A 22,062-nucleotide genomic window follows, 5' to 3' on the forward strand; every position below is an offset into this window, starting at 1 on the left:
GGCGCGCCATTCGTTCATGCCCTGATGAACCAAACCCCGCGCCGGTTGCCTGAAAGCTCAGGTATCACGCGCATCCTGACGCCCCAAAAGCTAGACTCACCGCAACGGCAGTACAGTGACACCCCGGCCAATCAGAGGAACGCCTACATGTTATGGAAAAAAGGTCGCCGCAGTGACAACGTGGTGGACGCTCGCGGTGACGGTGGGGGCGGCGGCGGAATGCGTTTCGGCGGCGGCAAGGGATTGAGCCTGACGGCCGTCCTCCTGATCGTCGGCATCGGCTGGATCACCGGCCAGGACCCGATGCAGATTCTCGGGCAACTGGCCGGGCAGATGGACCAGTCCGCCCCCGCCACCTCACAAACCCGCCAGGCGCCACCGGCCAACGATGAACAGGCCGAGTTCGTGCGCTCGATCCTCGGCGACACCGAAGACACCTGGGGCCAGGTGTTCCAGCAGGCCGGACGCCAGTACCAGCAACCCAAACTGGTGTTGTTCAGCGGCCGGGTCAACTCGGCTTGCGGCCTTGCCTCGTCGGCGACCGGTCCGTTCTATTGCCCGGCAGATCGCCAGGTCTACCTGGACATGAGTTTCTTCAAGGAAATGTCCCAACGTTTCGCTGCCGCCGGCGACTTCGCCCAGGCCTACGTCATTGCCCACGAAGTCGGCCACCATGTGCAGACGCTGCTCGGCGTGTCGGCGAAAATCCAGGAAGCGCGCCAGCAAGGCCGGCAGATGGAGGGCGATGGCGGCTTGCTGGTACGCCAGGAGTTGCAGGCCGATTGCCTGGCGGGTGTGTGGGCCAACCATGCGCAAAAACGCCTGAACTGGCTGGAGCCGGGGGACATCGAAGAGGCCTTGAACGCCGCCAATGCCATCGGCGATGACCGCTTGCAGCAACAAGGCCAGGGTCGCGTGGTGCCGGACTCCTTCACCCACGGCACGTCGGCGCAGCGCGTGCGCTGGTTCAAGACCGGGTTCGCCCAGGGCCAGGTCAGCCAGTGCGACACGTTCGCGGCGAAAAACCTGTAGATGAAGTGGGGGGCGTTGATCGGGCTGGTGCTGTGCTGCGCCGTCGCCCAGGCCGAGGAACACGGCGTCAACGTGGTCGCCCAAGGGCGACTGCAGTTCAAGGGCGGCGCCATGGCCGTCGGTGTAAGCCCACCGCCGGCGTCCATCCAGCGCGTGTTGATCATCCTCCACGGTCGGCTGCGCAATGCCGACACCTACCTGCACAGCGCCGAAAAGGCTGCCGGGCAGGCCGGACAACTGGGCACCACCCTGATCATCGCCCCGCAGTTTCTCAACGAACAGGACGTGGCGCGCCATCAATTGCCCAATGACCTCCTGCGCTGGCAAGGCAACGACTGGATGGCCGGTGGCTTATCCACAGGGCCCAACCCGGTCAGTTCCTTCCAGGTACTCGACGACATCGTCGCGCGAGTCAGTGACCGGCAGCAGTTTCCCGAAGTGAAAGAGATCGTCATCGCCGGCCATTCCGGCGGCGCCCAGGTCGTGCAGCGCTATGCCCTGCTCGCCCACGGCCAATACCGGATCAGCCCACGCTTTGTCATCGCCAACCCGTCGTCCTATGCCTACTTCGATGCGCAACGGCCCATGGCTTTCGACCCTGCCAGTTGCCCTGGCTTCAATCGTTGGAAATACGGCCTGCAGAACTTGCCAGCCTACGCGGCGGGGCAAACACCTGCGCAACTGGAAGATCACTACGCCAAGCGCGACATCGTCTATTTGCTCGGGCAGCAAGACACCGACCCGGAACATCCGGCGCTGGATAAAGGCTGTGAAGCACAAACCCAGGGACCGTATCGGTTACTGCGCGGGCATTTCTTTTTCGACTACCTGACCCGGCGTCATCCCGAGGGGTTGAACCAGCGGCTGATCGAAGTGCCCGGGGTGGGGCATAACGGGGATGGGATGTTGACTTCGCCCGAGGGGTTGAGGGTTCTGTTTGGTCAGTAAGTTTTGTCGCGAATGACAGGGACCTATCGCGAGCAAGCTCGCTCCCACAGGGGGGCTCGGTCGATTACAAAACCTGTGCTCGACACAAATCCATTGTGGGAGCGAGCTTGCTCGCGATAGCGATCGATCAGTCAACCCAGCGCTCAGGCCGAAAGCATCCGCCGCAACGCCGAACAATCCCGCGCATGCCAATCCGTCAGTTCCGGCCATGGATTGTCCGGCAGGTTCACCAGCACCGTCCGCGCCCCCGCCGCACGCCCGCAGTCCAGGTCAAAGCGGTAATCGCCCACCATCACCATCGCCTCGGGCGCCACGTTCCAGGCCTCGGCCAGCTTCAACAGGCCACCGGGGTGAGGCTTGGGCGGTGCTTCGTCGCGGCCCAGCACATCTTCCACGGCAAAACAGTCCGCCAGGCCGATGGCTTCGAGGGTGACGTGGGCCAGCTCGCGGGCGTTACGGGTGAGGATACCCAGGCGATAACCGCGCCCGGCCAGTTCGCGCACCAGCTCAACCGCCCCCGGCGCGGGCCTGGAGCCCAGCGCCAGGTCCCGTTCATGCTCCAGCAGCCAGGCATGCTTGGCCGCCGCTTCCTCGGCGGGCAACCCTGCCAGATGGGTGAGGATGTCGTCTTCGGCCGGAATCGCCAGGGCCACGCGAATCGCCGCGAAGTCATGCACGGCGATCGTCAGCGTGCCATCCATGTCGAACACCCAGTGACGAACCTCGGCCAGGCTCATGCCCAGTCCTTGCGATGACGAATCAGGCCTTCCTGGGTCACCGAGGCCACCAGTTGTCCGGCGCGGTTGAACACGCTGCCACGGGAGAACCCGCGCGAGTTACCGGCCCAGGGGCTGTCCATGGCGTAGAGCAACCAGTCATCGGCGCGCAGGTCGGCATGGAACCACAAGGCGTGGTCGAGGCTGGCGACCTGCATATCTTTGTGCCACACCGATTTACCGTGGGGCAGCAGCGAAGTGGTCAACAGGCCGAAGTCCGACGCGTAGGCCAGCAGGTATTTGTGCAAGGCCGGCGAATCCGCCAGGGCGCCATCGGCACGGAACCACACGTATTTGACCGGGTCGGCCGGTTGCGGGTTGTAAGGGTCTTTTTCGGTGACCGGGCGTACTTCGATCGGCTTGGGGCACAGCAGTTTTTCGCGCATGTGCTCGGGCAGCAGGTGCGCGCGCTGCTGGGTCAGTTCCAGCTCGGACGGCAGGTTCTCCGGCCCGACGACTTGCGGCATGCTGCTCTGGTGCTCAAAGCCCTCTTCGTCGTACTGGAACGACGCGCTGCAGGTGAAAATCGGGTTGCCCTTCTGGATCGCCGTCACCCGGCGAGTGCTGAAGCTGCCACCGTCACGCACCCGGTCCACCTGGTAGACCACCGGCAACGCAGCGTCGCCCGGACGCAGGAAGTAACCGTGCATCGAATGCACATGGCGCGCCTCTTCCACGGTCTGGCTGGCCGCCGACAACGACTGGCCCAGTACCTGGCCACCGAACAACTGGCGAAACCCCAGGTCCTGGCTACGCCCGCGAAACAGGTTCTCTTCGATCGGTTCCAGGGTCAGCAGGTCGACCAGATCTTCCAACACGTGGCTCATTCAGACTTTCCTCACACAGCGCAAAAACCGCGCAGTCTATGATAGTGGCCCAGGCCATTCTGGCGGGCATTGTAAACGTCCGTGTCGGTTAACCGTGCAGGGTCTGCAACCACTGCTCACGATTGATGCGATAGAGCACATGGTGACGCAATGGATGACCGACGGCGAGTGTCGGGTGTTCGAAGTCGTCAGCCGGGTCGTGCAGCATGCCAATGGCCTGCATGACCTTTTGCGATGGCAGGTTGTCGACGGCGGTGAACGCCACTACTTCGTCCAGCGTCAACTGGTCGAAGGCACAACGCAGGGCCGTCCACGCCGCTTCGCTGGCATACCCCAGGCCCCAGTGCTCCCGGGCCAGGCGCCAACCGATCTCGATAGCCGGTGTGAAAGGCGCATCGAACCCGACCACACCCAGCCCGGTGAAGCCAATGAAGGCGCCAGTGTCCTTGCGTTCCAGGGCCCACAAACCAAAACCATGCTCGGCGAAATGCCCCCGCACGCGACCGATCAGGGCAGCGCTTTCCAAGCGGCTCAGGCGCGCCGGGAAATAACGCATCACCTGCGGGTCTGCGCACATGGCGGCAAATTCCGGCAAGTCATCATCGCGCCACTGCCGCAAGAGCAGCCGTGCGCTTTCCAGTTCCAGTATCGGCTCCATTTTCACTCCTCTTCCATGCCCCAGAGTCTACATCGCTGGTAGGATCCGTCACTCACTCACCGCTGAAAACACTATGCCTCTGCCGCTTATCTATCACGAAGACTACAGCCCCGACTTCCCGGCGGAACACCGTTTCCCCATGGACAAGTTTCGCCTGTTGCGCGATCACCTGGTGGACAGCGGCCTGACCCGCGACGCGGACCTGCTGCGCCCGTCGCTGTGTCCGCCGGACATTCTCGCCCTGGCCCACGACCGTGCGTATATCGAACGCTACATGGGCGGTGAGTTGTCCCGTGAAGACCAACGGCGACTTGGCCTGCCCTGGAGCGAAGCCCTGGCCCGCCGCACGGTGCGTGCCGTGGGCGGCTCGCTCCTGGCCGCCGAACAAGCCCTTGAGCACGGGCTGGCCTGCCACTTGGCCGGCGGCACCCATCACGCCCACTACGACCACCCGGCCGGGTTCTGCATCTTCAACGACCTGGCGGTAATCAGTCGCTATTTCCTGGCCAGCGGCCGGGTCTCACGGGTGCTTATTTTCGACTGCGACGTGCACCAGGGCGACGGCACCGCCCGAATACTCCATGACACCCCGGACGCCGTGACAGTTTCCTTGCACTGCGAAAAGAATTTTCCTGCACGCAAGGCGCAAAGCGACTGGGACATCCCCCTGCCGATGGGCATGGAAGACGCGGCTTATTTGAAGGTGGTGGACGATGCGCTCAACTACTTGCTGCCGCTCTATCAGCCGGACCTGGTGCTGTATGACGCCGGCGTCGACGTACACAAGGATGACGCCCTCGGTTACCTGAAGCTGACCGACGAAGGCCTCGCCGCCCGGGACGAGAGTGTCATGCGCCATTGCCTGGGACGCGACATCCCGGTGGTCGGCGTGATCGGTGGCGGCTACAGCAAGGACCGCAAGGCCCTGGCCCGCCGCCACGCAATCCTGCACCACAGCGCACAAAGGGTCTGGACGTCATCAGGTTGTCACTGAAACCTGGGCTTTACCCACAATGCCTGTGGAGCGGCCTGTGGATAACCTGAGCGAAACGGCCTACAGGCTATGCTGCCTGTAGCGTACAGAGGCTTGGCTGTTTTTTGATCACTTCCTGAAAAGCGCCACCCACCCCCTGTGGGAGCGAGCTTGCTCGCGATAGCGGTGTATCAGTGACATTCATGTAGCTGACCCTGCGCTATCGCGAGCAAGCTCGCTCCCACAAAGAGTTGTGCTGGTAGAATGCCCCGCCTACCCCAGCCCCCACAGTTCAAATCATGACCTCGACCGCCAAGCCTTCCGCCCCAAACGTCGCCATCATCGGCGGCGGCCCCGCCGGCCTGATGGCGGCCGAGGTGCTAAGCCAGGCGGGCCTTCAAGTCGACCTGTACGACGGCATGCCCTCGGTGGGCCGCAAATTCCTGCTGGCCGGCGTCGGCGGCATGAACATCACCCACTCCGAAGCCTTCCCGGCCTTCCTCTCCCGCTACGGCGAACGTGCGCCGAACATTGCCCCGCTGCTGCGGGCATTCGGCGCCGAGCAATTGTGCGAATGGATTCACGGGCTGGGCATCGATACCTTTGTCGGCAGCTCCGGACGGGTATTTCCTACCGACATGAAAGCCGCGCCGCTGCTGCGCGCCTGGCTCAAGCGCCTGCGCGATGCCGGCGTGGCGATCCACACGCGCCATCGCTGGCTCGGCTGGAACCCCGATGGCAGCTTGCGCATAGCGAGTCCGGAAGGTGAGAAAACGCTACGCCCCGACGCGACACTGCTGGCCCTGGGCGGCGGCAGTTGGTCACGCCTGGGCTCCGACGGCGCCTGGATGCTGCCGCTGGAACAACGCGGCGTGGCCCTGGCGCCGTTGCAACCAAGCAACTGCGGGTTCGAGGTAGAAGCCTGGAGCGACCTGATGATCAGCAAATTCGCTGGCGCCCCGCTCAAGAACATCGCCATCGGCCTGAACGACGATGTACCGCGCCTCGGCGAATGCGTGATCACCGCCACCGGCATCGAAGGCAGCCTGATCTACGCCCTGTCGGCGCCGGTTCGCGAAGCCATCAACCAACACGGCAGCGCGACCCTCCATCTAGACCTGCTGCCCGGACGGCCTGTGGATAAAATCCTCCAGGCCCTGAACAAGCCTCGTGGTTCCCGTTCGATGGCCAAGCACTTGCACAGTCAGTTGGGGATCGACGGCGTCAAGGCTGCGCTATTGCGTGAGCTCATGCCGGCCGAGTGTTTCACTGACCTGGCGCGGCTGGCCCGGGCGATCAAGGCCTTGCCAGTCACCCTGGTGAAGACCCGCCCCTTGGACGAAGCCATCAGCAGCGCCGGTGGCGTGACCTTCGAGGCCCTGGATGAACGCCTGATGCTCAAGCAATTGCCCGGCGTTTTCTGCGCAGGGGAAATGCTCGATTGGGAAGCACCGACCGGCGGTTACCTGCTCACGGCGTGTTTTGCCAGCGGCCGCGCGGCGGGGTTGGGAATCCTGGAATTCTTGAACGGTTGAACCCGTAGGAGCTGACGAGTGAAACGAGGCTGCGATCTTTCCCCAGACACTTGAATCTCAAGCGTAAGATCAAAAGATCGCAGCCTCGCTTCGCTCGACAGCTCCTACAGTTCCCATGTGGCCTTTGATATCAAGGCTTACGCTTACGCGGCCCAGTGTTGAACACCGGCACTTTGCGCACAGGCTTGACCGAAGGTTCAACAGGCGAGGCATCGCCGCTGTCCACCCACTTGCCCAGGTTGCGCTTGCCGCCGCCACCGGAGGTTTTCGGTTTCTTCGGCTTTTTCGGTTTCTTGATCACCTGGCCGCTGGCATCGGTGTCCGGTACCCGATGTTCAGGCTCGAAGTCCTGTTCCATCTGACGAGTCAGCGCCTGGCGCGTCAGCATCTCGATGGCCGACAGCAGGTTCACTTCGTCGGCGCAGACCAGGGAAATCGCTTCCCCGGTCGAGCCCGCCCGACCGGTACGGCCGATGCGGTGGATGTAGTCCTCGGCGACGATCGGCAGGTCGAAGTTCACCACCAACGGCAAGTCTTCGATATCCAAGCCACGGGCAGCGACGTCGGTCGCCACCAGGATCTGCACTTCGCTGGCCTTGAAGCGGTCCAGTGCGCGCTGGCGGGTGGCTTGGGGTTTGTCACCGTGGATGCCGTCGGCGTTGACGCCCAGGCCCTGGAGTTTTTCCACCAACGCATCAACGCCATTGCGAGTCTTGGCAAAGACCAGCACCTGCTTCCACTTGTTCTTGCGCATCAGGTGCACGAACAATTCCGGCTTGCGCTTCTTGTCCACCGTCACCACCCATTGCTTGACGGTGTTGGCGGCGACGTTGCGCGGGCTCACTTCAATGCTCAGCGGATCGTTGAGCATCTGCCCGGCCAGCAGGCGGATGGCGTCGGAGAAGGTCGCCGAGAACAGCAGCGTCTGGCGCTTCTTCGGCAGGGCCTTGTAGATATTCGCCAGTTCCTCGGAGAAGCCCAGGTCGAGCATGCGGTCGGCTTCGTCCAGCACCAGGGTCTGCAACTGGTTGAACTTCAGCGCGTTCTGGCGGAACAAATCGAGCAGACGCCCAGGCGTGGCGACCAACAGGTCGACGCCTTTGCGCAATTTCATCATCTGCGGGTTGATGCTGACGCCGCCGTACACGGCGTAGGTGCTCAGCGGCAGGTTTTGCGCGTACTGACGCACGCTTTCATGGACCTGCTCAGCCAGCTCACGGGTTGGCACCAGGATCAGCGCCCGCACCGAGTTGGCCGCGACCTTCGGCCCTTCGGTGGTCAGCAACTGCAACAGCGGCACGGCGAAACCGGCGGTCTTGCCGGTGCCGGTCTGGGCCGCGGCCATCAGGTCACGACCGGCCAGCACCGCCGGCATGGCTTGGGCCTGCACCGGGGTCGGGGTCTGGTAGCCGAGCGTCTCAAGGGCGCGCAGCAAGGGTTCGATCAGGCCAAGGGTGGCGAAAGTCATGGAAGTACCGTAGGAAAAATCAGCGCAAGATGTGCAATGCGCGGCAGTTTACCCTAAATCAGGAAGCGGCCGGCGCAGGCTTGGGTTTGCGCCACTGCGGCAAACCGATCAACACCACGGCACTGATGATCACCAACATCGCCACACTTTCTTCAGCGCCAATGGTTTCACCCGCGAACACGATCCCCAGCAACACTGCCACGGCTGGGTTGACGTAGGCATAACTGGTGGCCGCCGCCGGGCGCACATGCTTGAGCAGGTACATGTAGGCATTGAAGGCAACGATCGAGCCGAAGCAGGTCAGGTAAGCCAAGGCAAGCCAACCTTCCAGCGGCGGCACGCTGTCCAGGTGCTCGCCGCTGGCCACACTGCCGATCAACAGCACCACACCGCCCACCAGCATTTCCACGGCACTGGCCATCGCCCCGGTTGGCAACTGCACATGTTTGCTCAGCACCGAACCGAAGGCCCAGGACGCCGCCGCGAATACCAGCAAGGTCGCACCCAACGGGCTGGACTGCAGGTTGGAGCCCAGGTTGAGCATCGCGATACCAATCAACCCCAGCACAATCCCCGCCCATTCCAGACGAGTATTACGCGCACCCCAGAAATATCCGCAGAGCAAGGTAAACAAAGGCACCGTTGCCACCGCCAGGGCCGCCACCCCGGACGCCACGCCAGTGTGCTCGGCCACACTGACCGCGCCGTTACCAAAACTGAGCAACAGTACGCCGATGATGGCCCCGGCCTTCCATTGCGCCCAGGTCGGCGCCGGTGCCCCGCGCCAGCGCAGGAAGCCATACATCAGCGAACCGGCCAGCACAAAACGAATCCCGGCCAGCAACAGCGGCGGCCAATGCTCCACACCGATGCGAATCACCAGGTAGGTCGAACCCCAGATGACATACAAGGCAAAGAAGGCAGCGATCAATGGCAGGGGGAAGCGGCGTGTGCCAGGCATGGTCAGCTCGAAGTCAGGACAATGAGAGACGCTATTCTAGAAAGGCGAAGGGCGGAAATTAAGCTACAAAACCTGTTTATCCGGGCCATACACTTTTCAAAACACGGCGTTCGGCGCTATAAGTCGCGCTTTCGAAAGCCACGTCATTTGGAAGCCTACCTGTGGATAAATACGACCGCATGCTGCTCAGCGCCCTGTTGGAAAACGGTCGTGCGTCCTACGCCGAACTGGCCCGCAAAGTGAACCTGTCAGCCCCCGCCGTGGCCGAGCGGGTCAGCAAACTGGAAGCCAGCGGCGTCATCACCGGTTATCAAGCCAAAGTCGACATGGCGAAGATCGGCCTGCCGGTGCAGTGCGTCATCGAATTGCGGATGAACCAGCATGGCAACCAGAAGACCTACGACGAACTGTGCAAGATCCCACAACTGACCGAGTGCCACCGGGTCACCGGGGACCCGTGCGTGATCATGCAAGCGGCGGTGGGCTCGATGCCGGAACTGGAAGAGCTGATCAACCGCATCGCCAAGTTCGGCTTCAGCAAGACCTCGATCGTGCTGTCCAGCGCCATTGAAAAGCGCGTGCCGTTGGGGCAGTTGGAAGGCAACGGCAAATAATTGCTCAACACAGACCAACCCTGTGGGAGCGAGCTTGCTCGCGATAGCTTTGGATCAGCCAACATTAATGTCGACTGACAGACCGCAATCGCGAGCAAGCTCGCTCCCACATTGGATCTTCAGTGAGCACAGGGTCAGTGTGTTGCCGGGATATGGTGTGGGAGCGAGCTTGCTCGCGATTGCGGTCTGTCTGACACATCACTCCCACAGTTGCTTTGTGGTGTGTTTAGAACCCGCGATGCCGCTTGAGGTGCTCATTGATCTTCGCCGCCGGCACTTTCTGCAAACTGCACAGCAGATCATGGGACAACTCCCGCAGCCCATGCTTTTGCCGCAATTGCGAAGCCAGGTGCGCGGTGAGGTTGGCGGCCATTTCGGCGTCGGCCATGGCCCGGTGAGCCTGGCCGGTATGGGGCAGGCCGGCGAAAGCGTTGAGCGTGCCGAGCTTGTGGTTCGGCGCCGCCGGCATCAGGCGTCGGGCCAGCAACAGTGAGCAGGCAAAATTCTGCAGGCGGGTGCGCTTGATTCGCCCCAGTTCGAAGTCCCAGAACTTCTGGTCGAACGCGGCGTTGTGGGCCAGCAGCGGCGTGATGCCAACGAACTCGTTGACCTCGTTCATCACTTTTTCCGCCGACGGGGCGCTGCGCAGCATGGCGTTGCTGATGCCGGTCAATTGCTCGATAAACGCAGGGATACGCACACCGGCATTCATCAGGCTCTGGTAGCGGTCGACGATCCGGCCTTGTTCGAGCATCACCACCGCGATTTCAGTGGCCCGGCAACTGCTGCTCGGGGTGATCCCGGTGGTTTCAAAGTCGATGACTGCGATGCGTTCCAAACCTTTTGAACTCCGTGAAAATCAATTCTTGAGCAACAACGCGCCTTCGATGGGCACGTAGCGGCTGGCGGCGCGGATCAGCGAGTTGGCGGTCAACCCCGGCACGCCATAGGCCACCGCTTGTACACCATGCTTCTGGATGATGCGCTCGAGCAGCATGTCGAAATCGCCGTCGCCGGAGGCCAGCACCACTTCGTCGACGTGGTCGGCGGCGTCCATGATGTCCAGCGTGATGCCCACGTCCCAGTCGCCCTTGGCCGAGCCGTCGCTGCGCTGGATGTAGGGCTTGAGCTTCACGACAAAACCCAGGTTGCGCAGGATCTGCTGGAATTGCTGCTGCTTGCTGTCACCGCGATCGATCGCGTAGGCATACGCCTCGACGATCTGCCCCTGCTTGCTGACATCAGCCCACAGCGCGGCGTAGTTGAAATGGCAACCGTAGGCTTGGCGCACGGTGTAGTAGAGGTTCTGGACATCGGCGAACACTGCAATTTTTTTCACCGCGTTTCCTCTTGGATGCACACGCACACAGGCCACCAGGGCCGAAAAGTCGCCCAGTATGCCAGCCCGAAGGATTGTTCCGCGAATAATCGGCCCGAGGCACCAAGGCGCCCCGGACGAATGGCAGGTCAGACGAAGGAGTCGTCGTCGCCGAAGAAAGAAGAATCGTCGCTGTAGTCCGCGTCGCTGAAACCGCCCTGGTCGTTGCCGTAGGCGTCGTTATCGGCCACCCTCGGCTCATCGCCCCAGCCGTTGTCTGCGGTGTCGTTGACCGGTTGCGCCGGTTCCTCCTTGATGACCTCGACGATTTCCTGCGGTTGCTGGTTGCTGTGGAACAGGCTGCTGATACCTTGGGCCAGCATCACGCCGCCGGCCACGCCGGCCGCGGTTTTCAGGGCGCCGCCCAGGAAGCTGCCCGCTGCCGGGGCCTGCTGCTGCGGTGCGCCATAATTGCCGGGCGGCGCGCCGAAGCCCTGCTGGGGCTGGGGCTGGGCATTGAAGGACGGCTGTGCCGGTTCGCGCCAGCCTCCCCCACTGGACGTCGGTGCGCTTGCCGGGCGTGAATCCCGGGCACTGCCACCAAAAATGCTCGACAGAAAGCCTGCGCCACCGCTGGGTGCCGATGGCTGGGAACGGGCCCGTTGCAGCTCGGCCTGCAACTGCTCGACTTGCTGGGTGAGTTGCTTGTTCTGTTCATCGAGGCGCTTGATCGCGGCCTCCTGCACCAGAATCGCCTGGGCCATGAAATAGCCCGCCGCTGGCTGGCTGGCCAGGTGTTCCTTGATCCGCGCCTCGGCCTGGACGTCACGCGGGGCTGAATCCTTTTCGGCCTGTTGCAGCCGTGAAAACAGTCCATCGATCAGGGTTTGTTCTTCGCTGTTCATGGCGACCTCATTAGATTGCCGGGTAGAAACCATTCCGGTCCTGAAGACCGGTGCCCACCAGTAATGGGGCTCGTCGCAAAGGTTTCAATGGTCTTTACCTGATGTTTACGTTTGCTTGTGCGGGCGCCTGATCGGTTAAAGTGTCGGACCGCTTTTGAACTGCGATACCGACTCATGAATCCGTTTGACGTGCTGCGCGACTCTTTGTATTTCTTCAAGCGCCATCTGGGCCGGATCGCCCAGCTGTGCCTGCCGCTGGTCATACTCGAGGCTTTGCTGCAACAAGGCGTGGACAGCGCCGTCGGCCCCGAGGGTTTCCCCGGCTACAGCGTGATCGTCGGGTTATTGGTGTACCCCTTGTACACCGCCGCGTTGATCCTGTTTCTCGACGCCCGCAGCCGCGGCGAAGCACCACGCACCCGTGACCTGCTCGCGACGGCCCTCACCCTGTGGCCACGCTTTGCCTTGCTGACGGCCCTCAACACGCTGTTGATCCTGGTGGGGCTGTCGTTGTACTTCCTGCCGGGCCTGTGGCTGATGGTGACCCTGGCCTTCAGTGAATACCTGTTGGTCCTCAGGGGCCTGACACCCCTGGCGGCGATGAAGGAAAGCCTGAACATGTCCCGCGGTAACTTCTGGCGGGTCCTGCTGTGCATCCTCTGTGTGATGGGCCCGCTGTGGCTGCTCAAGGGCGTCAGCGTCTCGGTGTATCCACCGCCTCAGAACCCTGTGCTCAGCCTGCTGATCGAGAGCGTCCACAGCTTCTTGCAACTGTTCACCAGCGTGGTGCTGTTCCGCATGTTCATGTTGATCGAAGCCAAGCCTGACAACCGCTGATCGCACACTGCGAAGGCCCTGGGCTTGGGCTTGAGAACCGCTCTCGGTTATGCTCGGGATCACTTTCGCGTTTCGCCCATAAGCCGAGCCATGACCCGTCTACTGCGCTACACCTTGCTGGGCCTGCTGTCGATCGTCAGCCTGGCCGCCCTGTCGATCTACGGCCTGACCTGGCGGCCGCAGCCTCGGGAAACCCTACCGGTCAGTTGCACCGCCAACGCAGCACCGCTGGTGCCCGGCCAGGCCTTGAAGGTGATGACCTGGAACGTGCAGTTCCTCGCCGGCAAACGCTACGTGTTCTGGCACGACCTGGCCCAGGGCAACGATGAAAGCCCGACCCAGGAAGACATGGCCTTCAGCCTCGACGAAGTGGCACGGGTCATCCGCGATGAGCAACCGGACGTCGTGCTGCTCCAGGAACTGGACAAGGGCGCCAAGGCCAGCGATTACCAGGACCAGCTCAAGCTGTTGCAGGAGCGGCTGGCCGACCTCTATCCGTGCGGCACCAGCGCCTTCGACTGGAAGGCCGACTTCATCCCCGACCCGCACATCTTCGGCAGCGTCGGCCGGCAACTGGCGACCCTGAGTCGCTACCGCATCGACCATGCCGAACGGGTACAACTGCCGGTGGCAGACGCCAATATCATCAGCCGTCAGTTCCAGCCAAAAAACGCCTTGTTGGTGAGCTATCTGTCGCTGAGCGGCGGCGGCCAACTGGCGGTGCTCAACACCCACCTGGAACGGGCCAGCGAGCCGGACGAAACCCTGCCCAGACAAATCACCGCCGTGGCCAAGGCCTTGGATAAATTCGAATCCGCGGGCACACCCTGGCTGATCGGCGGCGACTTCAACCTGCTGCCCCTGGGCCAGTACCGGCGCCTGCCGTCCGAGCAACGCACGCCCTACTCCGCTGACAGCCCCTTGCACCTGTTGTGGGACAAATACCCGATGATCCCCACCAACAACGAGGCCAGCGGCATCGATCGCGCACACTGGCTGACCCACTACCCGAACGACCCCGGCCTCAACGGCCCCGACCGCACCGTCGACTACCTGTTCTACAGCCCGCGCCTCAAACGAGTCGAAGCCCAGGTAAGACAGGACGACACCTTGCGCATCTCCGATCATTTGCCGGTGATTGCGCGGTTTTTGTTGCCGCCTGCGCCTTAGTACGACTCGCCGCAGAATAACTGTGGGAGCGAGCTTGCTCGCGATAGCAGTGGATCAGCCACATGACTATTGGCTGACACACCGCCATCGCGAGCAAGCTCGCTCCCACAGTGGATCTATGTCGCAATTCCAGTGCCGGTTTGGGATAACGCCCGGCCGACACGAGCAGTACGCTCTGACTGTCCTGATGGTATTGCTCTGAGGCCTTCTCAGACTGAACACCCATTTCAAGGAGAGATCCATGAGCGACACCCAGATTCGCCTGGCCGAACACAACGACGTTGAAGCGGTTGGTGTGTTGTTTGATGCGTATCGGCAGTTCTACAGAATGGATGCCGACGTGCAGCGGGCGACCGCCTATGTCAGGGCGCGAATTGAACAGGGTGAGTCCCTGGTGTTCGTTGCAGAGAACGCCGCCAAGGAGATTGTGGGGTTCTGCCAGCTCTACCCAACCTTTTGCTCGGTTTTCACGGCGCGCATCTTCACTTTGTATGATCTTTTCGTTGATTCGAACGTGCGCCAACGGGGTATAGGCAAAAAGCTGCTTATGGCCGCCGAAGCATATGCCAGGCAACAAGGGGCAGTCCGTATGGACTTGCGCACGGCCAAGACCAATCAATCCGCCCAGGCGCTCTATGAGTCTGCAGGTTGGATACGCGACGAGATGTTTTTCAGCTACAGCAAGTTTCTTGAGAAAGACTGACTCTGTGTTGAATCTGGAATCAGCTCACTTACGCGGCTTGACCCGCGCCGTCGCCTCCGCCACCAGCGGGTCGTCCGGCCAGTAATGTTTGGGATAACGCCCCTTGAGGTCTTTCTTCACCTCGGCGTAGGTGCTGCGCCAGAAGTTCGCCAGGTCCTGGGTGACCTGCACCGGCCGGCGCGCCGGTGACAGCAGGTGCAACTTGACCACCTGCCGCCCGCCAGCAATGCGCGGGGTATCGGCCAGGCCGAAGAGCTCCTGCAGGCGCACCGCCAGGATCGGCGGATGCTCGCTGTAGTCCAGGCGGATCGACGACCCCGAGGGCACGCTCAAATGGTGCGGCGCCAGTTCATCCAAGCGTTGCGGCAGGGGCCAGGGCAACAGGTTGTGAACGATGCTAGACAAGTCCAGGTTGGCAAAATGGCTGAGGCGCGAGACGCGCCCCAGATACGGCATCAACCAATGTTCGAGGCTGCCCAGCAATGCGCTATCGCTGACATCCGGCCATTCACTCTCGCCCTTGGCGTCCAGGTCCAGGCGACGCAGCAGCGCCACCCGCGCCTGCCATTGCCGCAGTTCCGGGGTCCAGGGCAATAATTCCAGGCCCTTGCGCCGCACCAGGTTCACCAGGGCCTGGCTACGGGCCGACTCATCCAGGCCGGTCAGCGGTTCGCGGCTGAGCACCAGTTCGCCAACCTTGCGCTGGCGCTCGGCGCGCAGCACGCCTTCGCGCTCGTCCCAATCCAGTTGATCTACAACACGGACTTGTTCGGCCAGCACCGAATCGAACAGCGCCGGGTCGAAATCCGTCGCCAGGTAGATCCGTTCTTCGCGCTGGCCCTGACGGCTGCCCAGGTCGGCGATCACCAGCCACGCTTGTTTCATCAGGCTGTCCGCCTCGGCAAACAGCGCCGCACGGCCATTGGCCAAACGATATTCGGCGCCGCCGGGCCGGCGTTGCTGGGCGACGCGGTCCGGGTAGGCCAGCGCCAGCAACGCGCCGAGCCAGCGCGGATGATCGGGATCGGCCACGGCTTCTTCGGCCTTGCCCCGCAGGTAACCGCGATATTGCCGGGCCAGTTGTCGCGCCCGCGGCACCCCGCCCTGGGTGCCGCGCGCTGCTCGTTCTTCGCCGGACAGCAAGGCCAAGCGACTGTGCAGATCCGCGCCGGCGCCGCGCAGAATATCGCGCTCGCCCAACAGTGCGGCGACGTTGCAGGCCATGTCCGCCAGCCCCAACGCCTGGCCGCGCAACAGCAGATGAGCGATACGCGGGTGGGCCGGCAGTTCAGCCATGGCCTGCCCGTGGCGGGTCAGTTGCTCGCCCTCCAGCGCGCCCAGGCGTTGCAGCAGGTCCTGGGCCTGGGCATATGCGGCGGTGGGCGGAATGTCGAGCCAGACCAATTGCTGCGGCGTCACGCCCCAGCGTCCCAACTGCAGGGCCAATCCGGCCAGGTCCGCCGACAGAATCTCCGCGCTGCCATAGGCGGCCAATTGTTCATGCTGGTCTTCGGACCACAATCGATAGCAGACACCAGGCTCCAGACGCCCGGCCCGACCGGCCCGCTGGGTGGCGCTGGCTCGGGAAATGCGCTGGGTGTCGAGCCGGGTCATGCCGCTGCCCGGGTCGAAACGCGGCACCCGGGCCAGTCCGGCGTCGATCACCACCCGCACGCCATTGATGGTCAGGCTGGTTTCGGCGATGTTGGTGGCCAGCACCACTTTGCGCTGGCCGGGCGGCGCGGGATCGATGGCAGCGCGCTGGGCGGCGAGGTCCAGTTCACCGTGCAGCGGACAGAGCAACACATTGCCGCCCTCGCCCAAGGCCTCGGCCAATTGCTGATGGACCCGGCGGATCTCCGCCTGCCCGGGCAAGAACACCAGGACGCTGCCGGTTTCATCGTGCAGTGCGTCCAGCACGGTCTGCACCAGCCGCGGCTCGATGAACTCGCCGGGCTGGAACGGCCGGCCCCAGCGTACCGTCACCGGGAACATGCGGCCTTCGCTGCGCAGGATCGGCGCATTGTCCAGCAACCCGGCCAGGCGCTCGCCTTCCAGGGTCGCGGACATCAGCAGGATCTTCAATGGCTGGTCTTCGCGAAACAGCTCCCGACCGTTGAGGCTCAAGGCCAGGGCCAGGTCGGCGTCGAGACTGCGCTCATGGAATTCATCGAAAATCAGCAGCCCCACGCCTTCCAGCGCCGGATCGTCCTGCAAGCGCCGGGTGAGGATGCCTTCGGTGACCACTTCAATACGGGTCTTGGGGCCGACCTTGCTATCGAGGCGAATCCGGTAGCCGACGGTTTCACCGACCTTTTCCCCCAGCTCGCTGGCCAGTCGCTCGGCCGCCGCCCGTGCCGCCAGGCGCCGGGGTTCGAGCATCAGGATGGTCTGCCGGGCCAGCCAGGGCTCGTTCAGCAAGGCCAGGGGAACACGGGTGGTTTTACCGGCACCGGGCGGCGCTTCGAGCACGGCTTCGTGGCGCGATGCCAAGGCTTGACGCAGGGCGGGTAAAACTTCATCAATCGGCAAAGAAATCATGCTGGCTCCAAAACAGAGGGCCGAGTATAACGGCGAACTGTTTAGCGTGGTCTGGACTCCAACCAGCAACGCCTTTACCTGTTCAGGAGATTGCTATGCGTATTCCCTTTCGCGTGATCGGTGGCGTCCTGGTCGCCGCCCTGCTGACTCAAATCAGCGCCTGCGGCTCGATCTTCTACCCGGACCGTCGCGGCCAGATCGACGGCAAGATCGACCCGGCGATTGCCGCGCTCGATGCCGTCGGCCTGCTGTTCTACATCATCCCCGGCCTGATCGCGTTCGCCGTGGACTTCGCCACCGGCGCCATTTACTTCGAGCCGGGCAAGAGTGTCCAGATCGAGCCAGAGAAACTCAAGCCGGCCATCAACCCCGACGGCACCGTCAATAACCAAAAATTGCAGGCGATCCTGGAACGCGAACTGGGCCGCAGCTTCCCGCTGGACGATCCTCGGCTGATCCAGCACAAGGGCAGCGCGCAACAACTGGCCGCCCTCGGCCTCAAGCCCGCCGCATGACAAGCGCTATTGAAGGAACGACCGCGCCATGACCACCAGCACCGAACACGCCCGTCTGCTGCGCCTGGCCACCCGGGCGTCAGTGGCCGTGGCGCTTATCCTGGTCGTCGCCAAGGCCCTGGCCTGGTGGCTGAGCGGCTCGGTGAGCATGCTTGCCGGCCTGACCGACTCGGCACTGGACGGCGTCACCTCGCTGCTCAATCTGCTGGCGGTGCATTACGCGCTGCGCCCCGCCGACGATGATCATCGTTACGGTCATGGCAAGGCCGAATCCCTGGCCGGCATGGCCCAGGCGCTGTTTATCGGCGGCAGTGCGGTATTGATTGCCTTGCAGGCTTTCGAGCGGCTGAAAAACCCGGTGCCGGTGGATGCCCCTTGGCTGAGCGTCGGCGTGATCGTGTTTTCCCTCGGGCTGACCCTGGCGCTGCTGGCGTTGCAGCATCGGGTCATCCGCGCCACCGGCTCCAACGCCGTGCGCGCCGACTCGCTGCACTATCGCTCCGACTTGTTGCTCAACGGCAGCATCCTGGTGGCGCTGGTGTTGGCCGGGTTTGGCTGGTATCAACTGGACGCCTGGTTCGGCCTGGGGATCGCCATTTACATTCTGTGGAGCGCCGTCCAGATCGCCCGGGAAAGCTTCGCCGTGCTGATGGATCAGGAACTGCCGCCCGACGTCAGCCAGCACATGCTGGAACTGGCCTGCGCCGTGCCCGGCGTGCTCGGTGCCCATGACTTGCGTACGCGGATCTCCGGCAACCACTGGTTCGTGCAGCTGCACTTGGAGTTGCCGGGGGAACTGACCCTGTCAGTGGCCCACGGCATCAGCGACCAGGCCGCCGATGCGATCCATGATGTCTATCCGAAGGCCGAAGTGCTGGTGCATGCCGATCCGTCGGAAGTGGTGCAGCGCGCCAGCGCTTGATGTCCGAACCCGTGGCGAGGGAGCTTGTTCCCGCTCGGTTGCGCAGCGACCGTAAAAATCCTGGGCCTGCTGCGCAGTCCAGCGGGAGCAAGCTCCCTCGCCACAAGAGCGGCATCCTGTCTCCCGCCAGAACTCAGTACGTCACCTGATACCCACGGCTACTCAAGCAACTGCCCTGGGCCTGGCGATAGGTCTGCACCACTTCCGGCGCCGGTGGGTAGCTGTAGTTGCGCGGATCGAAACCGCTCTGCTGCACGGCCCAGCGATAGCAGTCATAGCCATCCTGATTGACCTGCTCGGGCGACTGGCCGTTGGCCGGGTAGGCCACCACGTCAAAGCTGTTGCCTTGCGGTTGAGGCTGCGGGTTGGCCACGGGCGGCTCGACCACGACGTAGTCCTGGGTGCTGGCTTCGTAGATGTAATAGGCGCCGGCAGCGAGAAAGAACAGCGAGCTGCCGATCCACACTTCCCTGGCGTAATCGGGCAGGTAACGGGTACGGATGCCCCGCGGTGGCTCGACCACGATGTAACGCGGCCCTTGAGGGCGATACCAGTAGCCGCCCGAGTAGAAATAATCCTGGCCGCGATAGGGCACGCGGTAGTTGCGATCCGGGAAACGGTCGATCACATACCCCGGGCGGTATTGCGGCCCCGAGCCCCAGCCGTTGCCATGGCCGTCCGGCCGACCGGGCCAATGCTGCTCGGGACGGTTGTCGTGGCTTGGGCGTGGCCCGCCGTTTGGATAACTGTCGTTGCGACGCGGGACATCGCGGTAATACCCCGGTTGCGGTTCGCGGGTCTGGGTCACGCTGTCGGGCCGGCCCTGGATCGGCAGGTTGTTGCCGGGCTGCGGCTGAGGCTGCGGACGCCCATGGCCGTTGGGGTCTTGGGGGCCACGATCGTAGCGCTGGCCGCTGGGGTCTTGAGGCCCACGATCATAGCGCTGGCCGCCCTGGTACTGCGGCTGTGGCTTGACCTCGAACTGACGACTGTTATCGCCCCGAATGATTTCGTTGCTCTGCGGCCGCGGCTGGACCGAGTGACCCTGGCCGTTGCCGCCGCGCCCGTCCTGCCCGCGACCGCCATCGGGGCCGCCACGGTTTTGCTGATCGTCGGCCATTCCCTGCGCACTGACACTTGCCCACAACAGACCAACACCTGCCAAACGCCAGATGCGCGACTTCATGAAATTCCTCACAACGGTTCAGGGCCTGATAGTAAGACTGGAAAAGCCCAGGCCGGTTCTGCGACAGGTTAACAGCCACGGGGTTTATTTCGCAGGCAGCTGAAAGTTTTCCTCTAAGATGCCTATCGATTTCGCCGGTTGACAGGGACTTCCATTCACCCGTAGCGACTACCGGCATCTGTCGCAATGAGCCAATCAAGGGAGTGAAGGCATGTCAATTCCATCCAGACAGGGTCAGGGGCACCTCGTGCGGTACCTCGTCACGAGGATCCGCCTTGTTGGCCTGATACTGCTGCCCGTGGCCCTGTGGGGCTGCGCGCCCGCGCCGCTGGTGCATGAAGATGATAAGCGGCTGAGCCGAATGCTGTGTGAAGTGGGGGAACAACGGGTGACCCTGAGCCCACGGTTCTCCTACGACCTGCCAGGGCCATTGCGGCACACGCCATGCGGCTCTATCCAAAGCGGCTTCGACTACGACAAGCGGCGCGATATACAGTCGGCGGGCACCTCCGGCACCTTTCGCTCCGGCGAGCTCGAAGTGCTGGCTTCATCGCTTTCCATCGTCGTCGAGGGTTTACTCGACGGCAAAGAGGAAGGAACGCTTTATCCCCCCGAACAATTCCTGCAATACCAACTCGCCTTGATGGACCTTACCCCAAGCAAAGCACGTCCAGAGTTGATCGACTGGGTAACCCGACAAGGCATGCAATGCCTGCGCTTTCATAACGTATGGCACAGCCCGACGGACTCCTGGGAAGAGGTCGTCAAATACTGGTGCTGGGAAAATCAGAGCGGCCTGAGACAACCGTTCTCGGTAAGCGCGAGCCAACGCTTGCCCGAAGGCACCAAAGGCTATGACCTTGAGCAGGCCTTTATCCTGCCGTTCTTCCAGAGTCTGAAAATCAATCGCCTCCCCGAGGCCGCCCTGGCCGAGGCGGACGCAAAAATCAAGGCCGCCTGCGCCCACGTCAAATCCCGTTATGACCAGCACCTGAATTGGGGCAGCGATTACCCCGACAAGCGCCTGACCCGCCAGCGCCTGCGCTCCTGCGGTTATGACGTGCCCTAGCCGAAGCAAATTCTTGCGCCCATAAAAAAGGGAGGCCCGTCGGCCTCCCCTTGAGAATTTCGTCCGTGCGCGACGCTTATGACGTCGGCTCACCTCACGCCGTCTTCTGGACAGTGTGCAGCTCGGGGGTCTGCCAGTACCGGTGGGTACTGCGACCGCAGCCGGCCTGATTGGGCGGGCTGCACTGGACTGTTTGTCCGAGCAGTGATCTTGGTAATAAGAGTAAACCTGAGGTGCCGACAGATGATTGCTAAGATTGCGGAAATAAACATCACTTGCGCAATTTTTAACCCCGGATAGATAATCTGCCGCAATTATCAAGATAAAGGCCCGACCGATGAGCAAACTCGACCGTTACGACCTGAGCATTCTGGCGGAATTGCAGCGCGACGCGCGCATCTCCAACCAGGAACTGGCCGAACGCATCGGCCTGTCGCCCTCCCCCTGCTCACGCCGGGTCAAGCAGTTGGAAGATGACGGCTACATCACCCGCCAGGTCGCCCTGCTCGACCGCAAGCTGCTGGGCCTGAGCCTGACGGCTTATGTGCTGATCGGCATGGACCGCCACACACCCGAGCGCTTCGAGAACTTCGAAGCCGCCATCCGCAACCTGCCGCAAGTGCTGGAGTGCAGCCTGGTCACCGGCATGGACGCGGACTACCAGCTCAAGGTGGTGGTACCGGACATGGACCATTACCAGAAACTGCTGCTGGGGCACCTGACCCGGATCGATGGCGTCACCAGCGTGCGTTCGAGCTTTGTACTGAACCAGGTGCTCAACAGCACCGAACTGCCGTTGACGCATCTGCGCAGCTGAAGACGCCATTGCGAGCAGGCTCGCTCCCACAGGGGCCCGGGGCGATCCAGATGTTGCGTTTGTCCGGATCCCATGTGGGAGCGAGCTTGCTCGCGATAGCGGCGGTTCAGCTTGCATTGACGTTGGATGTGCTACCGCCATCGCGAGCAAGCTCGCTCCCACATGGGTCGATGGCGTCAGCCCAGCCGATGAATAGCTGCGACACACCGCCGCAGGCCAATCCCGCGCCCGCGCCTCATGCCTTATACTCGCCGCGCCTTTTCAACCCCGCCCACGCCGGAGTGTCC

Annotated in this window: 22 protein-coding genes; 12 read left to right on the forward strand and 10 right to left on the reverse strand. The window is 62.8% G+C overall.

Annotated elements, in window-relative coordinates; translation table 11 throughout:
* Positions 1 to 147 precede the first annotated feature (147 nt).
* Both LOY50_RS24855 and LOY50_RS24860 read left to right on the forward strand, forming a co-directional pair.
* Positions 148 to 1,032, forward strand: a complete 885-nt coding sequence (locus tag LOY50_RS24855; RefSeq protein ID WP_258689440.1) for a neutral zinc metallopeptidase — start codon at positions 148 to 150, stop codon at positions 1,030 to 1,032.
* Complete coding sequence (locus LOY50_RS24860) at positions 1,033 to 1,980, forward strand: alpha/beta hydrolase (RefSeq protein WP_253469582.1); 948 nt, start codon at positions 1,033 to 1,035, stop codon at positions 1,978 to 1,980.
* 143 nt (positions 1,981 to 2,123) lie between these two features.
* On the opposite strand, the gene LOY50_RS24865 is transcribed toward LOY50_RS24860, so the two are convergent.
* The 3 genes from LOY50_RS24865 to LOY50_RS24875 all read right to left on the reverse strand — a co-directional run bounded on the left by LOY50_RS24865 (position 2,124) and on the right by LOY50_RS24875 (position 4,241).
* Complete coding sequence (locus tag LOY50_RS24865) at positions 2,124 to 2,717, reverse strand: HAD family hydrolase (protein WP_253469585.1); 594 nt, start codon at positions 2,715 to 2,717, stop codon at positions 2,124 to 2,126.
* Positions 2,714 to 3,583 carry an acyl-CoA thioesterase II gene (gene tesB, locus LOY50_RS24870; protein ID WP_003205823.1) on the reverse strand — a complete coding sequence of 290 codons (870 nt, stop codon included), beginning with the start codon at positions 3,581 to 3,583 and terminating at the stop codon, positions 2,714 to 2,716. Before tesB ends, LOY50_RS24865 begins: the two co-directional genes overlap by 4 nt.
* An 88-nt stretch (positions 3,584 to 3,671) precedes the next feature.
* Complete coding sequence (locus LOY50_RS24875; protein WP_253469588.1) at positions 3,672 to 4,241, reverse strand: GNAT family N-acetyltransferase; 570 nt, start codon at positions 4,239 to 4,241, stop codon at positions 3,672 to 3,674.
* 73 nt (positions 4,242 to 4,314) lie between these two features.
* Here LOY50_RS24875 and LOY50_RS24880 point away from each other — a divergent pair, with 73 nt between their 5' ends.
* Positions 4,315 to 5,235 (forward strand): histone deacetylase, encoded by a 921-nt coding sequence (locus tag LOY50_RS24880; protein WP_258689441.1) that lies wholly within the window; start codon positions 4,315 to 4,317, stop codon positions 5,233 to 5,235.
* Positions 5,236 to 5,513: 278 nt separating this feature from the next.
* Positions 5,514 to 6,749 carry a TIGR03862 family flavoprotein gene (locus tag LOY50_RS24885; RefSeq protein WP_258689443.1) on the forward strand — a complete coding sequence of 412 codons (1,236 nt, stop codon included), beginning with the start codon at positions 5,514 to 5,516 and terminating at the stop codon, positions 6,747 to 6,749.
* A gap of 130 nt (positions 6,750 to 6,879) precedes the next feature.
* On the opposite strand, the gene LOY50_RS24890 is transcribed toward LOY50_RS24885, so the two are convergent.
* On the reverse strand, positions 6,880 to 8,217 hold the full coding sequence (locus tag LOY50_RS24890; RefSeq protein WP_253469597.1) for a DEAD/DEAH box helicase: 1,338 nt from the start codon (positions 8,215 to 8,217) through the stop codon (positions 6,880 to 6,882).
* 58 nt (positions 8,218 to 8,275) lie between these two features.
* Positions 8,276 to 9,178, reverse strand: a complete 903-nt coding sequence (gene yedA, locus LOY50_RS24895) for a drug/metabolite exporter YedA (RefSeq protein WP_258689445.1) — start codon at positions 9,176 to 9,178, stop codon at positions 8,276 to 8,278.
* A gap of 161 nt (positions 9,179 to 9,339) precedes the next feature.
* Between yedA and LOY50_RS24900 the strand changes: the two genes are divergently transcribed.
* Positions 9,340 to 9,792 (forward strand): Lrp/AsnC family transcriptional regulator, encoded by a 453-nt coding sequence (locus LOY50_RS24900; protein ID WP_003205835.1) that lies wholly within the window; start codon positions 9,340 to 9,342, stop codon positions 9,790 to 9,792.
* Between the two features lie 226 nt (positions 9,793 to 10,018).
* Here LOY50_RS24900 and LOY50_RS24905 read toward each other — a convergent pair whose 3' ends face one another.
* The 3 genes from LOY50_RS24905 to LOY50_RS24915 all read right to left on the reverse strand — a co-directional run bounded on the left by LOY50_RS24905 (position 10,019) and on the right by LOY50_RS24915 (position 12,015).
* On the reverse strand, positions 10,019 to 10,630 hold the full coding sequence (locus tag LOY50_RS24905) for a PolC-type DNA polymerase III (RefSeq protein ID WP_092173958.1): 612 nt from the start codon (positions 10,628 to 10,630) through the stop codon (positions 10,019 to 10,021).
* Between the two features lie 21 nt (positions 10,631 to 10,651).
* Positions 10,652 to 11,131: an NYN domain-containing protein gene (locus LOY50_RS24910; protein ID WP_053182045.1), complete on the reverse strand. Its 480-nt coding sequence runs from the start codon at positions 11,129 to 11,131 to the stop codon at positions 10,652 to 10,654.
* 128 nt (positions 11,132 to 11,259) lie between these two features.
* Positions 11,260 to 12,015 (reverse strand): DUF2076 domain-containing protein, encoded by a 756-nt coding sequence (locus tag LOY50_RS24915; RefSeq protein WP_258689446.1) that lies wholly within the window; start codon positions 12,013 to 12,015, stop codon positions 11,260 to 11,262.
* 174 nt (positions 12,016 to 12,189) lie between these two features.
* Here LOY50_RS24915 and LOY50_RS24920 point away from each other — a divergent pair, with 174 nt between their 5' ends.
* The 3 genes from LOY50_RS24920 to LOY50_RS24930 all read left to right on the forward strand — a co-directional run bounded on the left by LOY50_RS24920 (position 12,190) and on the right by LOY50_RS24930 (position 14,725).
* A complete protein-coding gene (locus LOY50_RS24920; protein ID WP_214512890.1) occupies positions 12,190 to 12,852 on the forward strand; it encodes a YciC family protein in 663 nt (220 codons plus the stop codon).
* A 90-nt stretch (positions 12,853 to 12,942) separates the two neighbouring features.
* Positions 12,943 to 14,022: an endonuclease/exonuclease/phosphatase family protein gene (locus LOY50_RS24925; protein ID WP_258689447.1), complete on the forward strand. Its 1,080-nt coding sequence runs from the start codon at positions 12,943 to 12,945 to the stop codon at positions 14,020 to 14,022.
* Between the two features lie 241 nt (positions 14,023 to 14,263).
* Positions 14,264 to 14,725 (forward strand): GNAT family N-acetyltransferase, encoded by a 462-nt coding sequence (locus tag LOY50_RS24930; RefSeq protein WP_258689448.1) that lies wholly within the window; start codon positions 14,264 to 14,266, stop codon positions 14,723 to 14,725.
* A 24-nt stretch (positions 14,726 to 14,749) separates the two neighbouring features.
* Here LOY50_RS24930 and hrpB read toward each other — a convergent pair whose 3' ends face one another.
* Positions 14,750 to 17,266 carry an ATP-dependent helicase HrpB gene (gene hrpB / locus LOY50_RS24935; protein ID WP_258689449.1) on the reverse strand — a complete coding sequence of 839 codons (2,517 nt, stop codon included), beginning with the start codon at positions 17,264 to 17,266 and terminating at the stop codon, positions 14,750 to 14,752.
* A 95-nt stretch (positions 17,267 to 17,361) separates the two neighbouring features.
* On the opposite strand from hrpB, the gene LOY50_RS24940 reads away from it, so the two are divergent.
* Positions 17,362 to 17,781, forward strand: coding sequence for a hypothetical protein (locus tag LOY50_RS24940; protein ID WP_053182066.1), 420 nt, complete (start codon positions 17,362 to 17,364; stop codon positions 17,779 to 17,781).
* Positions 17,782 to 17,809: 28 nt separating this feature from the next.
* Positions 17,810 to 18,703: a cation diffusion facilitator family transporter gene (locus LOY50_RS24945; RefSeq protein WP_214512894.1), complete on the forward strand. Its 894-nt coding sequence runs from the start codon at positions 17,810 to 17,812 to the stop codon at positions 18,701 to 18,703.
* A 133-nt stretch (positions 18,704 to 18,836) separates the two neighbouring features.
* Here LOY50_RS24945 and LOY50_RS24950 read toward each other — a convergent pair whose 3' ends face one another.
* Positions 18,837 to 19,889 carry a DUF6515 family protein gene (locus LOY50_RS24950; RefSeq protein ID WP_258689450.1) on the reverse strand — a complete coding sequence of 351 codons (1,053 nt, stop codon included), beginning with the start codon at positions 19,887 to 19,889 and terminating at the stop codon, positions 18,837 to 18,839.
* A 247-nt stretch (positions 19,890 to 20,136) separates the two neighbouring features.
* Here LOY50_RS24950 and LOY50_RS24955 point away from each other — a divergent pair, with 247 nt between their 5' ends.
* The gene (locus LOY50_RS24955; RefSeq protein WP_258689452.1) at positions 20,137 to 20,958 is read left to right on the forward strand and encodes a hypothetical protein; all 822 of its coding nucleotides are present in this window, start codon (positions 20,137 to 20,139) and stop codon (positions 20,956 to 20,958) included.
* 337 nt (positions 20,959 to 21,295) lie between these two features.
* Positions 21,296 to 21,775, forward strand: a complete 480-nt coding sequence (locus LOY50_RS24960; RefSeq protein ID WP_003185723.1) for an Lrp/AsnC family transcriptional regulator — start codon at positions 21,296 to 21,298, stop codon at positions 21,773 to 21,775.
* Positions 21,776 to 22,062: the final 287 nt, after the last annotated feature.

Origin of the sequence: Pseudomonas sp. B21-010 (assembly GCF_024749325.1) — a bacterium.
GTDB classification, from domain to species: Bacteria; Pseudomonadota; Gammaproteobacteria; order Pseudomonadales; family Pseudomonadaceae; genus Aquipseudomonas; species Aquipseudomonas kilonensis.

What these genes read in the sequence shown, in the direction of transcription:
- LOY50_RS24855 (WP_258689440.1), top strand. Translation starts at nt 148, where the DNA reads ATGTTATGGAAAAAAGGTCGCCGCAGTGACAACGTGGTGGACGCTCGC.
- LOY50_RS24860 (WP_253469582.1), top strand. Translation starts at nt 1,033, where the DNA reads ATGAAGTGGGGGGCGTTGATCGGGCTGGTGCTGTGCTGCGCCGTCGCC.
- LOY50_RS24865 (WP_253469585.1), bottom strand. Translation starts at nt 2,717, where the DNA reads ATGAGCCTGGCCGAGGTTCGTCACTGGGTGTTCGACATGGATGGCACG.
- tesB (WP_003205823.1), bottom strand. Translation starts at nt 3,583, where the DNA reads ATGAGCCACGTGTTGGAAGATCTGGTCGACCTGCTGACCCTGGAACCG.
- LOY50_RS24875 (WP_253469588.1), bottom strand. Translation starts at nt 4,241, where the DNA reads ATGGAGCCGATACTGGAACTGGAAAGCGCACGGCTGCTCTTGCGGCAG.
- LOY50_RS24880 (WP_258689441.1), top strand. Translation starts at nt 4,315, where the DNA reads ATGCCTCTGCCGCTTATCTATCACGAAGACTACAGCCCCGACTTCCCG.
- LOY50_RS24885 (WP_258689443.1), top strand. Translation starts at nt 5,514, where the DNA reads ATGACCTCGACCGCCAAGCCTTCCGCCCCAAACGTCGCCATCATCGGC.
- LOY50_RS24890 (WP_253469597.1), bottom strand. Translation starts at nt 8,217, where the DNA reads ATGACTTTCGCCACCCTTGGCCTGATCGAACCCTTGCTGCGCGCCCTT.
- yedA (WP_258689445.1), bottom strand. Translation starts at nt 9,178, where the DNA reads ATGCCTGGCACACGCCGCTTCCCCCTGCCATTGATCGCTGCCTTCTTT.
- LOY50_RS24915 (WP_258689446.1), bottom strand. Translation starts at nt 12,015, where the DNA reads ATGAACAGCGAAGAACAAACCCTGATCGATGGACTGTTTTCACGGCTG.
- LOY50_RS24920 (WP_214512890.1), top strand. Translation starts at nt 12,190, where the DNA reads ATGAATCCGTTTGACGTGCTGCGCGACTCTTTGTATTTCTTCAAGCGC.
- LOY50_RS24925 (WP_258689447.1), top strand. Translation starts at nt 12,943, where the DNA reads ATGACCCGTCTACTGCGCTACACCTTGCTGGGCCTGCTGTCGATCGTC.
- LOY50_RS24930 (WP_258689448.1), top strand. Translation starts at nt 14,264, where the DNA reads ATGAGCGACACCCAGATTCGCCTGGCCGAACACAACGACGTTGAAGCG.
- hrpB (WP_258689449.1), bottom strand. Translation starts at nt 17,266, where the DNA reads ATGATTTCTTTGCCGATTGATGAAGTTTTACCCGCCCTGCGTCAAGCC.
- LOY50_RS24940 (WP_053182066.1), top strand. Translation starts at nt 17,362, where the DNA reads ATGCGTATTCCCTTTCGCGTGATCGGTGGCGTCCTGGTCGCCGCCCTG.
- LOY50_RS24945 (WP_214512894.1), top strand. Translation starts at nt 17,810, where the DNA reads ATGACCACCAGCACCGAACACGCCCGTCTGCTGCGCCTGGCCACCCGG.
- LOY50_RS24950 (WP_258689450.1), bottom strand. Translation starts at nt 19,889, where the DNA reads ATGAAGTCGCGCATCTGGCGTTTGGCAGGTGTTGGTCTGTTGTGGGCA.
- LOY50_RS24960 (WP_003185723.1), top strand. Translation starts at nt 21,296, where the DNA reads ATGAGCAAACTCGACCGTTACGACCTGAGCATTCTGGCGGAATTGCAG.